Below are 14,579 nucleotides of genomic sequence, written 5' to 3'. Positions count from 1 at the left end.
ATCTTTGTGACTATCAGTCCGTACTCACAAGCACCCACACGAATTGCTTGATTCAATTTGTTAAAGAGCGGTTGGCTTTCAGCGCTTCGCTTCAGCCGAGGCGCGCATTCTACGCTTTCCTCATTTCGTGTCAAGCGTTTATTTTGAAGTTTTTTCCGAGAAACTCGTTTAGCTTCAAACACTTGACTCGCTGCGATCTCTCGTAGCGGGAGGCGAATCATACAGCGTTACAACCTGCTGTCAACCACCTTTTTTCACCGCTATCGATCGTGAGACCGAAGCACTTCCGGATCTTTCGAATCGCTTAACTCGTTGATTATCAATGAGTTTTGCGTTCCGTTGTCGCTGGAAGTGGGGCGCATTATAAGGGGATCTGAAACCCCGTCAACCTTTAATTTTATGAAACTGTCATTTGGCTGAAAGCAAAGCGGGGAGGCCTTCCGGCCTCCCCGCTTCTATATAGCCGCCTTAAAGGCTAGGGAACGCAAACTGCGACGCCTCGTGGCTGGCACGCTGCGGCCAACGCTGGGTAATCGCCTTGCGACGGGTATAGAACCGCACCCCATCCGGACCATAGGCATGCAAGTCACCGAACAGCGAACGTTTCCACCCGCCAAAGCTGTGGTAAGCCACCGNCGTTGTCGCTGGAAGTGGGGCGCATTATAAGGGGATCTGAAACCCCGTCAACCTTTAATTTTATGAAACTGTCATTTGGCTGAAAGCAAAGCGGGGAGGCCTTCCGGCCTCCCCGCTTCTATATAGCCGCCTTAAAGGCTAGGGAACGCAAACTGCGACGCCTCGTGGCTGGCACGCTGCGGCCAACGCTGGGTAATCGCCTTGCGACGGGTATAGAACCGCACCCCATCCGGACCATAGGCATGCAAGTCACCGAACAGCGAACGTTTCCACCCGCCAAAGCTGTGGTAAGCCACCGGCACCGGCAACGGCACGTTGACCCCGACCATGCCCACTTCGATCTCGTCACAGAACAGCCGCGCCGCTTCGCCGTCACGGGTGAAGATGCAAGTACCGTTGCCATACTCGTGATCATTGATCAGCTGCATGGCCTGCTCCAGGCTGTTCACCCGCACCACGCACAGCACCGGGCCAAAGATCTCTTCTTTATAGATACGCATTTCAGGGGTGACCTTGTCGAACAAGGTCCCACCCACGAAGTAACCATCTTCATTACCCGACACACGCAGGCCACGGCCATCGACCACCAGCCTGGCGCCAGCGGCAACGCCATCGTCGATATAGCCCACCACCTTGTCACGCGCAGCCGCAGTCACCAGCGGCCCCATGTCCAGGCCACAGGAAGTGCCGGCACCGATCTTCAGCGCCTTGATCTGTGGTTCCAGCTTGGCAATCAATGCATCGGCCACCTGGTCACCGACGCACACCGCCACCGAAATGGCCATGCAGCGCTCGCCGCACGAACCATAGGCAGCGCCCATCAGCGCGCTGACTGCGTTATCCAGGTCGGCGTCCGGCATCAGCACGGCGTGGTTCTTCGCGCCGCCCAGTGCCTGAACGCGCTTGCCGCGCTTGGTGCCTTCGGTATAGATGTACTCGGCGATCGGGGTCGAACCAACGAAGCTCAGGGCTTTCACCTCTGGCGCCTCGATCAGCGCATCGACCGCTTCCTTGTCGCCATGCACGACGTTCAGGATGCCCTTGGGCAGGCCGGCTTCCAGCAGCAGCTGGGCAATGTACAGCGTCGAGCTTGGATCGCGCTCGGACGGCTTGAGGATGAAGGCGTTACCGCAAGCAATGGCCAGCGGGTACATCCACAGCGGCACCATGGCCGGGAAGTTGAACGGAGTAATACCGGCAACCACGCCCAGCGGCTGGAAGTCGGACCATGCATCGATATTCGGGCCAACGTTGCGGCTGTACTCGCCTTTCAGTACTTCCGGTGCGGCGCAGGCGAACTCGACGTTCTCGATACCACGCTTCAGCTCACCCGCAGCGTCTTCCAGGGTCTTGCCGTGCTCCTCGCTGATCATCTGCGAGATCTTCGCCTCGTTCTGCTCAAGCAGCTGCTTGAAGCGGAACATGACCTGGGCGCGCTTGGCCGGCGGCGTGTTACGCCACGCAGGGAAAGCAGCCTTGGCCGAATCGATGGCCTCCTGGACAGTGGCGCGGCTGGCCAGTTCGACCTTGCGCACCGCCTGGCCGGTGGAAGGGTTGAAGACATCGGCGGTACGTTCACCCTTGGTAACCAGCTCGCCGTGGATCAGGTGCTGAACAATGCTCATGCAGAACTCCATATAAAGAAGGCAGAGCCAGGCGCGCGTCAGTCACGCACCCGGCATCAGAATCAGAATGATCAGTCGATCTTGTTGAGGGCTTCGCCCACCGCGTCGAACAGGCGGTCCAGCTCCTGCGGCTGGGTGTTGAACGTCGGCCCGAACTGCAGGGTGTCGCCACCAAAGCGCACATAGAAACCGGCTTGCCACAGTTTCATGGCGGCTTCGTACGGGCGAACGATGGCATCACCATCGCGCGCGGCGATCTGGATCGCCCCGGCCAGGCCATAGTTGCGGATATCGACGATGTTCTTGGTGCCCTTGACGCCGTGCAGCAGCTTCTCGAAGTGCGGCGCCAGCTCGGCGGCGGATTGCACCAGGTTCTCTTTCTGCAGTAGGTCCAGCGCAGCGATACCCGCGGCGCAAGCAACCGGGTGCGCCGAGTAGGTGTAGCCGTGGGGGAATTCCACCGCGTACTCGGGCGTCGGCTGGTTCATGAAGGTCTGGTAGATCTCACCCGTGGCGATCACTGCGCCCATCGGGATGGCACCGTTGGTAACTTGCTTGGCGATGCACATCAGGTCCGGGGTCACACCGAAGGCTTCGGCGCCGGTCATGGCGCCCATGCGGCCAAAGCCGGTGATGACTTCATCGAAGATCAGCAGGATGTTGTGCTGCGTGCAGATCTCACGCAGACGCTTCAAGTAACCCTTCGGCGGCGGCAGCACGCCAGCGGAGCCCGCCAGTGGCTCGACGATCACTGCGGCGATGTTCGAGGCATCGTGCAGCTCGATCAGCTTGAGCATCTCATCGGCCAGGGCGATACCGCCCTCCTCCGGCATGCCCTTGCTGAAGGCGTTGGCCGGCAGCACGGTGTGAGGCAGATGGTCGACATCCAGCAGTTGGCCGAACATCTTGCGGTTGCCGTTGACGCCGCCCAGGCTGGTGCCGGCGATGTTCACGCCATGGTAGCCACGGGCGCGGCCAATGATCTTGGTCTTGGTGGCCTGGCCTTTCAGGCGCCAGTAGGCACGGACCATCTTCAGCGCGGTGTCGGCGCACTCGGAGCCGGAGTTGGTGTAGAACACGTGGTTCAGGTCACCCGGTACCAGGTTGGCAATCTTCTCGGCCAGCTGGAACGACAGCGGGTGGCCGAACTGGAAGGCCGGGGAATAGTCCAGGGTGGACAGCTGGCGGGTCACTGCGTCGGTGATTTCCTTGCGGGTGTGCCCGGCGCCGCAGGTCCACAGGCCCGACAGAGCGTCGAAGATCTTGCGCCCTTTGTCATCGACCAGGTAGTTGCCTTCGGCCGCCACGATCAAGCGCGGATCGCGCTGGAAGTTACGGTTGGCGGTGTAGGGCATCCAGTGGGCGTCCAGCTTGAGCTGGCTGGCCAGACCGGCATGGGCGGTTTCGGGCATGTTCATCGGGCGGTTCCTCGGAAGACGATTAGGCAACGATGGATCTTGTTGCAGCTAAATTGGCACGGCGATAAAGTCCGGAAAACCCAACAGTTCTAACCTTCAGTCAGCAATAGGCTAAACATAATGAGCCGTCGCCCCGCCCCCCTCGCCCAGGTCAGTGATTTCGATATCCGCCTGCTCAAGATCTACCGCAGCGTGGTGGAATGCGGCGGTTTCTCGGCAGCCGAAAACGTGCTGGGCATCGGCCGCTCGGCCATCAGCCAGCAGATGAACGACCTCGAGCAACGCCTGGGCCTGCGCCTGTGCCAGCGCGGCCGTGCCGGGTTTTCACTGACCGAGGAAGGCCGCGAGGTCTACCACTCGGCCCTGCAACTGCTCAGTGCCCTGGAGTCGTTCCGCACCGAGGTCAACGGCCTGCACCAGCACCTGCGTGGCGAATTGAACATCGGCCTCACCGACAACCTGGTCACCCTGCCGCACATGCGCATCACCCATGCCCTGGCCGAACTCAAGGACCGCGGCCCCGACGTGCGCATCCAGATCCGCATGATCGCCCCCAGCCAGGTCGAGCAAGGCGTACTCGACGGCAGCCTGCACGTCGGTGTGGTACCCCAGACCAGCCCGCTGTCGGGCCTGGAGTACCAGCCGCTGTACAGCGAACGCTCACTGCTCTACTGCGCGGTCGGCCACCCACTGTTCTACGCCGACGACCAGCAGATCGATGACCAACGCCTCAACAGCCAGGACGCCATCGCTCCGACGTTCCGCCTGCCCGCCGATATCCAGGCGCATTACCAGGCCCTGCACTGCACCGCGAGCGCCTCGGACCGCGAAGGCATGGCCTTTTTGATCCTCACCGGGCGCTACATCGGCTACCTGCCCGACCACTACGCCAGTTTCTGGGTCCAGCAAGGCCGCCTGCGCGCCCTCAAGCCCGCACAGCGCTTCTATGACCTTGGCCTGAGCTGGGTCACCCGCAAAGGTCGACGCCCCAACCTGGTACTGGAAAGCTTCCTGGAAAGCCTGGCTGCGACACGTTGATACGTATCTAGGCCGCAAATGCTTGTCACTTCGGCGCAGGCAGGTAATCTGTCGGACATTCGAAACGACCCGTCCGGAATCGTCCATGACCCTAGAAGTCCCTGCGCATCGCTCCCCAGCCTCGGGCAAGCCCGCCGGCCGCATCCGCCAGAAGAACGAACAGGCCATCATCCAGGCTGCCGAAGACGAATTCGCCCGCCACGGCTACAAAGGCACGAGCATGAACACCATCGCGCTCAAAGCCGGGCTGCCCAAGGCCAACCTGCACTACTACTTCACCAACAAGCTGGGCCTGTACATCGCCGTGCTGAGCAACATCATCGAGCTGTGGGACAGCACCTTCAACGCCCTGAGCGTCGAGGACGACCCGGCCGAAGCGCTGAGCCACTACATCCGCACCAAGATGGAGTTCTCCCGGCGCAACCCGCAAGCCTCACGGATCTTCGCCATGGAAGTGATCAGCGGCGGCGAATGCCTGAGCGAGTACTTCAGCGCCGACTACCGCGAGTGGTTCCGTGGCCGCGCCGCGGTGTTCCAGGCATGGATGGAAGCCGGCAAGATGGACCGGGTCGACCCCGTGCACCTGATCTTCCTGCTCTGGGGCAGCACCCAGCACTACGCCGACTTCGCCACCCAGATCTGCCAGGTCACCGGCCGTAGCCGCCTGACCAAGCAGGACATGGAAGACGCCAGCAACAACCTTATCCACATCATCTTGAAAGGCTGCGGCATCACGATGCCCGCCTGACCCAAACCTATGCCTTCTACCCTGCTCGAACTCTGCGAATTCCGCGAGGACATCCGCAAGAGCCGCTTCATCACCCTCGCCGGCCCGATCACCAGCCCCGCCGAGGCCATGGCCTTCATCGAACGCCACAGCGATCTCGCCGCCACCCACAACTGCTGGGCCTGGAAACTCGGCGGCCAGTACCGCAGCAGTGACGACGGCGAGCCCGGCGGCACGGCTGGTCGTCCTATCCTCGCGGCCATCGAGGCCCAGGATTGCGACCAGGTGGTGGTGCTGGTGATCCGCTGGTACGGCGGCATCCAGCTGGGCACTGGCGGCCTGGCCCGCGCCTACGGCGGCGGTGCCAACAAATGCCTGCAGCAGGCGCCCAAGCGGCTGTTGGTCCAGCGCAGCGAGTTCAGCTGCAACTGCACCTTCAGCGAGTTGGCACTGCTCAAGCTGCGCCTGGCCGAAGTGGACGGCCTGGTGCTGGATGAACAGTTCACCGCCAATGGCGTCGACCTGCACATCGCCCTGGGTGATGCGCACCTGCAAAACCTGCAACAGCAGTTGGCTGACCTCAGCCGAGGACGCATCCTGCTGGAACGCCGCTGAGCGTTGCCCACAACTACTGTGGGCCTGCCTGTGGATAAGCTTTGGGCAAGGTGATGCAGCCCTTACGCTACAAGGCCCGCAGAGCTTTGATCAGATTTTGATCACAATTGTGTGACAGTGACTCAAGTCACTGAAAGCCTGTGAGTTATCCCCAGGTTTGGCCTGCACGTTGCTCTGGATCGCGCCTTTAGAACTCGCGGGGCTTGCACACAATTCCTGTGGAGCAGCTTGTGGATAACCCGTGAACCACCGCACCAAAGCCCAGCGCCACCGGCCTCCCATCGTCCTGGTTACTTTTTGATCACCCTTATTCAGCACAACCGGGCAGCCCGCAAACACCTGGGATATGCTCATCAGCCTGGTTCTACTGCGTGATCGCCCCCCTCATCAAGGAGCATTGCAATGACTGCACACAAGACCGCACTGATCATCGGCGCCTCCCGTGGCCTCGGCCTGGGCCTGGTGCAACGCCTGCACGAAGATGGCTGGAACATCGTCGCCACCGTACGTGACCCGCAACAGCCCGGTGCCCTCAGCGCAGTGCCAGGTGTGCGTATCGAACGCCTGGAGATGAACGACACCGCTCAACTGGACAGCCTCAAGCAGCGCCTGCACGGCGAGGTGTTCGACCTGGTGTTCGTCAACGCCGGCGTGATGGGCCCGCTGCCGCAGGACCTGGAAAGCGTACAAGCGCAGCAAGTCGGCGAGCTGTTCATGACCAACGCCGTGGCGCCGATCCGCGTCGCCCGCCGCCTGGTCGGCCAGATCCGCCCAGGTACCGGCGTGCTGGCATTCATGAGTTCGATCCTCGGCAGCGTGACCATCCCCGACGGTGGCGAGATCTGCCTGTACAAAGCCAGCAAGGCCGCGCTCAACTCGATGATCAACAGTTTCGTGGTCGAACAGCAGCGCCCCGACCTGTGCGTGCTGGCCATGCACCCCGGCTGGGTGAAGACCGACATGGGCGGCGAGAACGCCGAAATCGACGTGCTCACCAGTACCCGCGGCATGCTCGAGCAGATCAAGGCGCACAGCGGCAACGGCGGCCTGCGCTTCATCAACTACAAAGGCGAGACGCTCATCTGGTAAGGCCCATGCCCAGGCCTGGACAGGCGCAATGCCCAGCCAGGCCCTGTAGAATGTCGGCCAACCGTACCTGATCGAGATTACACACATGTATGAATGGCTGAACGCCTTGCCCAAGGCGGAACTGCACATGCACCTGGAGGGCTCGCTGGAGCCCGAGCTGCTGTTCGCCCTGGCCGAACGCAACAAGATCGCCCTGCCCTGGGCGGACGTGGAAACCCTGCGCAGCGCCTACGCATTCAACAACCTGCAGGAATTCCTCGACCTGTATTACCAGGGCGCCGACGTGCTGCGTACCGAGCAGGACTTCTACGACCTGACCTGGGCCTACCTGCAGCGCTGCAAAGTGCAGAACGTCATCCACACCGAGCCGTTCTTCGACCCACAAACGCACACAGACCGTGGCGTTCCCTTCGAAGTGGTGCTGCGCGGCATCGAGAAGGCGTTGAAAGATGGCCGCGAACAACTGGGTATTGGCAGTGGCCTGATCCTCAGCTTCCTGCGCCACCTGAGCGAAGAAGAAGCGCAGAAAACCCTCGACATGGCGCTGCCGTTCCGCGACACGTTCATCGCCGTTGGCCTGGACAGTTCGGAACAAGGCCACCCGCCGAGCAAATTCCAACGCGTGTTCGACCGTGCCCGCAGCGAAGGCTTCCTGACCGTCGCCCACGCCGGTGAGGAAGGCCCGCCCGAGTACATCTGGGAAGCCCTCGACCTGCTGAAGATCCAGCGCATCGACCATGGCGTACGCGCCATCGAAGACGAGCGCCTGATGCAGCGCATCATCGATGAGCAGATCCCGTTGACCGTCTGCCCACTGTCCAACACCAAGCTGTGCGTGTTCGACCACATGAGCCAGCACAACATCCTCGACATGCTCGAGCGTGGCGTGAAGGTCACGGTCAACTCCGATGACCCGGCCTACTTCGGCGGTTACGTCACCGAAAACTTCATGGCCCTGCATGAACACCTGGGCATGACCCAGGACCAGGCTCGCCGCCTGGCGCAGAACAGCCTGGACGCCCGCCTGGTGCGCTAACCACAGCCCTGTCCGGCAGCCGGGCAATAGCTTCGATCTGCTGCAGTCCCACAGCAGTGATGTGCACCGCCCGGCTTCCTTCCTGCTCGCGAATCCAGCCCGACTGCAGGAACAACTTGAGCAAGGCCTGCCCCAGGCTCCCGCCCAGGTGCGGGCCTTGGTCACTCCACTCGCTGCAATGGCAGATCACGCAATTTCCCCGCTGCCCCGGCGCCAGCGCATCGATAAAGACCCCCATCGCCTCTAGCCGCGACCGGCCCTCCCGGCTCACGGTCAGGTACTGTTCACTGCCCTCGAGCCAACCGCTGGCAAGCATGCGCTGAAGGAGCTCGGCAACGATCTCTCCGCCCAGGTGGCCATCGCACAGGCGCGCCCGACGCATCGACAACGGAATCTGCATGGGCGTGGCGAGTTGCCCGGACGGGCGGTTTTCCAGCTGCACGCTGGCCAGTGCTTCCACCGCCGCGATCACGGCTGGCGTGGCCAGCCGGTAGTAACGCTTGCGCCCGCGCGCTTCGAGCCGCAGCAAGCCGGCTGCGGCGAGTAGCGAAAGATGGGCGCAGGCAGAGGATGTGCTCAGCCCGGTCATGATCGCCAGTTCATTCGCCGCACGGGGGGTGCCATCGATCAGAGCCCACAACATGGCGCTGCGTTTGGGTTCGGCCATCAGGCCGGCGGCCTGACTGATGCTACGGACTGCGTTCGTCAACCTGAAGCTCCCTGAATCTTCTCGTCTGATAACAGAGCGAGCCAGGCCAGATCCCGACATCGATGAACGATGACGATGAATGCGATCCCCCTGCAACTCCCTGAGCGCTCGGTTGCCCTCCTGGCAGGGAAGTATCGCTGGCTGGCACTGGCTGCCGCGGGCCAGTATAAGCCGACAGGAAATTCACGCCTCACCCGCGTCGGTGGCCTTGCCCGGCGCCAGGCTGGTCGCGACCAGCGCTGGCAAAAGTGCCCAGCAACAGCCCGGGCCCTTGATATGGCTGGCGCCGTGGGCATGGCCGGAAAGGCTGAGGGGCTGGCGCAGACAATACCCACATCGCCCTACGCCAATAGCACCTGACAAACCAGAAAGCTTCCCGCCCTCAGCCCGCCATGACCGTCAGTCAGTGTTCAGATATCGGTCATGCCGGGCGCTTCTGGCAGCGCTACACTTCATCGGCTCTCGCTCACTGGAGGTGGATCGCCATGAAGATTGTCGTCAGTGCGTCGAACCGAAACCCCAATTGCCCGTGGCTGGTCCAACTCGACCAGCATGTGGTGAGTTTTCGCAGCGAGGGCGAGGCGCGGGCCTTCGTCGCCCTGCTGGAAACACGCCTCAACGCCCCTCACCCGCTCACGCAGGGCGGTTGGCCTGCCAGCGCCGGGTCAGCAGTGCGACACTGACCACCAGTGCTCCGCACAGGCTGATCACCAGCGCCATGGGCACCGCGCTGCCGTCATGCAGCACCCCCACCAGCGCCGCCGCCCCTGCGGCGACGCTGAACTGCAGGCACCCCATCAACGCCGAGGCGCTGCCGGCTCGTGCACCCTGGCCGCTCATCGCGCAGGCCGAAGCGTTGGGGATGATGCAACCCAGGCTGGCGATGCACACGAACAGCGGTACCAGCAGCGGCCACAAGGCCACCGGGCGCAGTGCCGCCACCGCCAGCAGCAGCAACGCCGCCGCCAGGTACAGCCAGACCGCGCGCGCCAACAGGAACGCCGGGCCGCGCTTGGCCAGCAGCCGCGCATTGACCTGGGCCATGAGGATAAAACCGGCGGCATTGGTGCCAAACAGCCAGCCGTAGTGTTCCGGCGGCACGCCATACAGCTTGATGAACACGAATGGCGAACCGGCGATGTAGGCGAACATCCCGGCGATGGCGATACCCCCGGTCAGCGCATGGCCGACGAACACCCGATCGCCTAGCAGGCGCAGGTATTGGCGCAAGGCACCGTTAAGCGGCTGACGCGGCACGTGCGCTGGCAGGCTCTCCGGCAGGCCCAGGCCCACCGCCACCAGGCAGGCGGCACTGAACAGGCTCAGGGCGAGGAAGATCGACTGCCAACCGGCCACGTTCACCAGCACACCACCGAGCATGGGCGCCAGGATCGGCGCCAGGCCCATTACCAACATCAGTTGCGAGAACACCTTGGCCGAAGCCACCGCGTCGCACTTGTCGCTGACGATCGCCCGCGACAGCACCATGCCGGCGCAGCCACCGAGGGCCTGGACGAAGCGGGCCAGGATCAGGCTGTCGAGGTTGGGCGCATAGGCGCAGGCCAGGGAGGCCAGGGTGAACAGCCCGACGCCGAACAACAGTGGAATGCGCCGGCCAAAGCGGTCAGCCACCGGCCCATAGGCCAGCTGGCCGAGGGACAGGCCAAGGAAATACGCGGCCAGCGTGGTCTGCACGTGCTGCTCGTCGGTGGCGAATGCGTGCGCCATGGCTGGGAAGGCGGGCAGGTAGAAGTCGATCGCCAATGGCCCGAACGCACTCAAGGCGCCGAGGATCAGCAGGGTTCGCAGGTTCATGAAGAATCCATAGCAGGCTAAGCAAGTGCGTCAGTCTACCTGCATGGACCGTTCAGGCGATGAAAAGCTTTGTAATAATTCCACCACGCCTAGGCGAGGGTTGTGCTTTCGCGCAGGAGCAAGGATGCCCCAGCGTACCGCGAACCCTGTGGAGCGGCTTCAGCCGCTCCCACAGGTGCCTTAAAAACAATCGGTTACGTGCAGCCCGCTGCCACTGAGTGGGATTGCAGTCCGGAAGATGTGCATCAGGCCACTTCGGCCTGGTACCCCTCCTCTCGAATCGCCGCCAGGATCTGTTCGGCGCCCAGCGAACTTTCCACCCGCACCTGCCTGCCTGCCAGGTCGACTTCCACCCGCGCCTGCGCATCCTGCTCCTGCACCGCCCGGGTCACGCCCTTCACACAATGGCCACAGGTCATGCCTTGTACGTTGAACACTTGCATCGAGGTTGCCTCCTTGTGGGTTTTGCCCAGTCTCTTCCTTGCCATCGGGGCAAGGTCAAGTTCTGCGTTAAACGGCCGGGCTGGAAATCCGCGCTCGGCTCGGCCAAGCTGCGCCTTTGACGTTTATGCCAAGCAGGAGATTGTTCATGATCAGGACCGCATTGACCCTCGCCGGATTGCTCGGTGCCCTGGCCGTGGTGCCACCGGCCAGCGCCGAGGGCAACTCGGACTACAGCGTGCTGATCATTTCCCGGGAACGCCTGGAAGTGGCCACCAGCTGCGAAATCGGCATCTACCTCAACGACCAGTTGTCCGGCCGCCTGTTCCAGGAACAGGCGACCTCCTTCAACCTGCCGCCCGGCCCAGTGGACGTGCGCCTGCGCCTGCTGCCGGGCCAGGTGCCGGGCTGCGCGCCGGGTGTCGAGGACCAACGCAGCACACGCCTGACGTTGCAGGCGGGCCAGATCAACAAATACCGCATTGCCATGGGGCACAATGGCCTGGTGCTCAAGCGAGCCGGCCTGGGCTATTGACCTTGACCGCATGGCAAGGTTGATGCTGCTGGCACGTCCACGGAGGAATCAGCCATGCCCGCATCCACCACCTTCGACCTGCCGATCGCCGGCATGACCTGCGCCAGTTGCGCAGGTCGGGTCGAGCGCGCCCTGCGCAAGGTTTCCGGCACCCAGCACGTCAGCGTCAACCTCGCCACCGAACAAGCCCGGGTCCAGGCCCCGGCCGACAGCCTGCCAGCACTGGTCGATGCCGTGCGCGATGCCGGCTACAGCGTCCCCACCCGCACCCTCGAACTCAAGATCGACGGCATGACCTGCGCCAGCTGCGCCGGTCGCGTCGAACGCGCCCTCGGCAAAGTGCCGGGCGTCGAGCAGGTCAGTGTCAACCTCGCCAGTGAACGCGCCCATCTCGAAGTGCTGCAAGCAGTCGATGACAGCCTGCTGATCGCCGCCGTCGACAAGGCCGGCTACAGCGCCAGCCTGCCGCGCACCCACGATGACGACCTGCACCAGGCGCAACGTCGCTTGCGCAATGAGCGGCTGGCAGTCGGCGCGGCTCTGCTGCTGGCATTGCCCCTGGTGCTGCCGATGCTGGTGCAACCGTTCGGCCTGCACTGGATGCTGCCGGCCTGGGCGCAGTTCCTGCTCGCCACCCCGGTGCAGTTCATCCTCGGCGCACGCTTCTATGTCGCCGCCTGGAAGGCCGTGCGCGCCGGTGCCGGCAACATGGATCTGCTGGTCGCCCTGGGCACCAGTGCCGGTTACGGCCTGAGCCTTTATCAATGGGCCAACGCCCATACGGGCATGGAGCCGCATCTGTATTTCGAGGCTTCGGCGGTGGTGATCGCCCTGGTGTTGCTCGGCAAGTACCTCGAAAGCCGCGCCAAGCGCCAGACCGCCAGCGCCATTCGCGCGCTCGAGGCCCTGCGCCCGGAGCGCGCCATGCGGGTGGTCGATGGCCAGGAACAGGACGTGGCGATCAGCCAACTGCGCCTGGGCGACCTGGTACTGGTCAAGCCCGGCGAGCGCTTTCCGGTGGATGGCCAAGTCATCGAAGGCAGCAGCCACGCAGACGAAGCATTGATCAGCGGTGAGAGCCTGCCCGTACCAAAACAGCCCGGCGACAGCGTCACCGGCGGCGCAATCAATGGCGAGGGTCGGTTGCTGGTGCAAACCCAGGCGCTGGGTACCGAAACCGTCCTGGCGCGGATCATTCGCCTGGTCGAGGATGCCCAGGCGGCCAAGGCCCCCATCCAGAAACTGGTCGACCGGGTCAGCCAGGTGTTCGTTCCGGCGGTGCTGGTGCTGGCATTGATCACCCTGGTCGGCTGGTGGCTGGCAGGCGCGCCGTTGGAAACCGCGCTGATCAATGCCGTCGCCGTGCTGGTGATCGCTTGCCCCTGTGCCCTGGGCCTGGCCACCCCCGCCGCAATCATGGCCGGCACCGGCGTCGCCGCCCGCCACGGCATCCTGATCAAGGACGCCGAAGCGCTGGAGCGCGCCCACGCCGTAAACCGCGTGGTGTTCGACAAGACCGGCACCCTCACCTCGGGCAGCCCGCGCATCGTCCACAGCCAGTCCGCGACCGGCGACAGCGGCGAACTGCTGCGCCTGGCCGGCGCCCTGCAACGCGGCAGCGAGCACCCGCTGGCCAAGGCGGTGCTCGACGCCTGCAAAGAACAAGGCCTGGAGGTCCCTTCAGTAACCACCAGCCAGTCACTGACTGGGCGCGGCATCGCCGGGCAGGTGGAGCATCGCGAGCTGGCCCTGGGCAACCGCCGCCTGCTCGATGAAAGCGGCCTGCAACCGGGCAAGCTGGCCGACGCGGCCCACGCCTGGGAAGCCGAAGGCCGCACGCTGTCCTGGCTGATCGAGCGTGGCAACCAGCCCCGCGTGCTCGGCTTGTTCGCCTTCGGTGACAGCCTCAAACCCGGCGCCGCCAGTGCCATCGACGCCCTGCATGTCCGCGGCATCAGCAGCCACCTGCTGACCGGCGACAACCGCGGCAGCGCCAAGGTGGTGGCCGATGCCCTGGGTATCGACGACGTCCACGCCGAAGTGCTGCCCGCCGACAAGGCCGCCACCGTCGCGGCATTGAAACAGAACGGCGTGGTGGCCATGGTCGGCGACGGCATCAACGACGCCCCGGCCCTGGCCGCCGCCGATATCGGCATTGCCATGGGCGGCGGCACCGACGTGGCCATGCAGGCCGCCGGCATCACCCTGATGCGCGGCGACCCAAGGCTGGTGCCAGCGGCGCTGGAGATCAGCCGCAAGACCTACGCGAAGATCCGCCAGAACCTGTTCTGGGCCTTCATCTACAACCTGGTCGGCATCCCCCTGGCGGCCCTGGGCTACCTCAACCCGGTGCTGGCCGGCGCCGCCATGGCCCTGTCCAGCGTCAGCGTGGTGAGCAACGCTTTGTGGCTGAAAACCTGGAAACCCACCAGCACCGACCAGGAGGCCCCATGAACATCGGCCAGGCCGCCCGCCGCAGCGGGCTCAGCGCCAAGATGATCCGCTACTACGAGTCCATCGGCCTGCTGCGCCCGGCCAAGCGCAGCGACAGCGGCTACCGGCTGTACCAGCAGGACGACCTGCACAGCCTCGCGTTCATCAAGCGCTCTCGGGACCTGGGGTTCTCGCTGGAGGAAGTGGCCAAGCTGATGACCCTGTGGCAGGACCGCCAGCGCGCCAGTGCCGATGTGAAAGCACTGGCCCTGCAACACATCGACGACCTCAACCGGCGTATCGAAGAGTTGGTGAGCCTGCGCGACACCCTGGGCGAACTGGTCGCCCACTGCCAGGGCGACGACCGGCCGGATTGCCCGATCCTCAAGGACCTGGCCAATGGCAGCGGATGCTGTCACTGACCTTTGCCGTAGGATCATGCCTCCTGTGTTGCATGTCCCG

The 14,579-nt window shown here is 63.7% G+C and carries 14 protein-coding genes and 2 pseudogenes; 9 read left to right on the top strand and 7 right to left on the bottom strand.

The features are described 5' to 3' along the window. The 4 genes and pseudogenes from IX761_RS27230 to IX761_RS22620 form a co-directional block, all read right to left on the bottom strand. The coding region (locus IX761_RS27230) for a hypothetical protein (RefSeq protein ID WP_228533867.1) at window positions 1–221 on the bottom strand (221 nt) is incomplete at its 3' end. 247 nt (window positions 222–468) lie between these two features. Beyond that, window positions 469–639, bottom strand: a pseudogene (locus IX761_RS22630) (methylmalonate-semialdehyde dehydrogenase (CoA acylating)); the annotation flags it as partial. A 128-nt stretch (window positions 640–767) separates the two neighbouring features. After that, the gene (locus IX761_RS22625; RefSeq protein WP_194791730.1) at window positions 768–2,261 is read right to left on the bottom strand and encodes a CoA-acylating methylmalonate-semialdehyde dehydrogenase; all 1,494 of its coding nucleotides are present in this window, start codon (window positions 2,259–2,261) and stop codon (window positions 768–770) included. 71 nt (window positions 2,262–2,332) lie between these two features. Continuing rightward, window positions 2,333–3,679, bottom strand: a complete 1,347-nt coding sequence (locus IX761_RS22620; protein WP_194791729.1) for an aspartate aminotransferase family protein — start codon at window positions 3,677–3,679, stop codon at window positions 2,333–2,335. A gap of 117 nt (window positions 3,680–3,796) precedes the next feature. On the opposite strand from IX761_RS22620, the gene IX761_RS22615 reads away from it, so the two are divergent. From IX761_RS22615 to IX761_RS22595, 5 genes are all read left to right on the top strand, one after another. After that, a complete protein-coding gene (locus IX761_RS22615) occupies window positions 3,797–4,717 on the top strand; it encodes a LysR family transcriptional regulator (RefSeq protein WP_194791732.1) in 921 nt (306 codons plus the stop codon). Window positions 4,718–4,802: 85 nt separating this feature from the next. Beyond that, window positions 4,803–5,465: a TetR/AcrR family transcriptional regulator gene (locus tag IX761_RS22610; RefSeq protein ID WP_194791728.1), complete on the top strand. Its 663-nt coding sequence runs from the start codon at window positions 4,803–4,805 to the stop codon at window positions 5,463–5,465. A 9-nt stretch (window positions 5,466–5,474) separates the two neighbouring features. Continuing rightward, window positions 5,475–6,059, top strand: coding sequence for an IMPACT family protein (locus tag IX761_RS22605; protein WP_194791727.1), 585 nt, complete (start codon window positions 5,475–5,477; stop codon window positions 6,057–6,059). Window positions 6,060–6,461: 402 nt separating this feature from the next. After that, the gene (locus tag IX761_RS22600) at window positions 6,462–7,148 is read left to right on the top strand and encodes an SDR family oxidoreductase (RefSeq protein WP_194791726.1); all 687 of its coding nucleotides are present in this window, start codon (window positions 6,462–6,464) and stop codon (window positions 7,146–7,148) included. 85 nt (window positions 7,149–7,233) lie between these two features. After that, a complete protein-coding gene (locus IX761_RS22595) occupies window positions 7,234–8,184 on the top strand; it encodes an adenosine deaminase (protein WP_194791725.1) in 951 nt (316 codons plus the stop codon). A gap of 16 nt (window positions 8,185–8,200) precedes the next feature. Here the strand turns inward: IX761_RS22595 and IX761_RS22590 are convergent. Then, window positions 8,201–8,851 (bottom strand): annotated as a pseudogene (locus IX761_RS22590) (transcriptional regulator); the annotation flags it as partial. Between the two features lie 527 nt (window positions 8,852–9,378). On the opposite strand from IX761_RS22590, the gene IX761_RS27225 reads away from it, so the two are divergent. Then, window positions 9,379–9,576, top strand: coding sequence for a hypothetical protein (locus IX761_RS27225; protein ID WP_228533861.1), 198 nt, complete (start codon window positions 9,379–9,381; stop codon window positions 9,574–9,576). Here the strand turns inward: IX761_RS27225 and IX761_RS22585 are convergent. Both IX761_RS22585 and IX761_RS22580 read right to left on the bottom strand, forming a co-directional pair. Next, on the bottom strand, window positions 9,527–10,708 hold the full coding sequence (locus tag IX761_RS22585; protein WP_194791724.1) for a multidrug effflux MFS transporter: 1,182 nt from the start codon (window positions 10,706–10,708) through the stop codon (window positions 9,527–9,529). The two genes, IX761_RS27225 and IX761_RS22585, sit on opposite strands and share 50 nt — an antisense overlap. 245 nt (window positions 10,709–10,953) lie before the next feature. Next, window positions 10,954–11,151, bottom strand: a complete 198-nt coding sequence (locus IX761_RS22580) for a heavy-metal-associated domain-containing protein (protein WP_194791723.1) — start codon at window positions 11,149–11,151, stop codon at window positions 10,954–10,956. Window positions 11,152–11,297: 146 nt separating this feature from the next. On the opposite strand from IX761_RS22580, the gene IX761_RS22575 reads away from it, so the two are divergent. From IX761_RS22575 to cueR, 3 genes are read left to right on the top strand one after another with little or no spacing between them, the layout of a single operon-like run. Then, window positions 11,298–11,684 carry a hypothetical protein gene (locus IX761_RS22575; protein WP_194791722.1) on the top strand — a complete coding sequence of 129 codons (387 nt, stop codon included), beginning with the start codon at window positions 11,298–11,300 and terminating at the stop codon, window positions 11,682–11,684. Between the two features lie 54 nt (window positions 11,685–11,738). Further along, window positions 11,739–14,138: a heavy metal translocating P-type ATPase gene (locus IX761_RS22570; RefSeq protein ID WP_194791721.1), complete on the top strand. Its 2,400-nt coding sequence runs from the start codon at window positions 11,739–11,741 to the stop codon at window positions 14,136–14,138. Beyond that, complete coding sequence (gene cueR, locus IX761_RS22565; RefSeq protein WP_194791720.1) at window positions 14,135–14,539, top strand: Cu(I)-responsive transcriptional regulator; 405 nt, start codon at window positions 14,135–14,137, stop codon at window positions 14,537–14,539. Before IX761_RS22570 ends, cueR begins: the two co-directional genes overlap by 4 nt. The last annotated feature ends 40 nt before the right edge of the window (window positions 14,540–14,579 follow it).

The organism is Pseudomonas sp. UFMG81, from assembly GCF_015354575.1.
Taxonomy (GTDB): Bacteria; Pseudomonadota; Gammaproteobacteria; order Pseudomonadales; family Pseudomonadaceae; genus Aquipseudomonas.
This window is presented reverse-complemented; position numbering and strand designations above follow the sequence as displayed.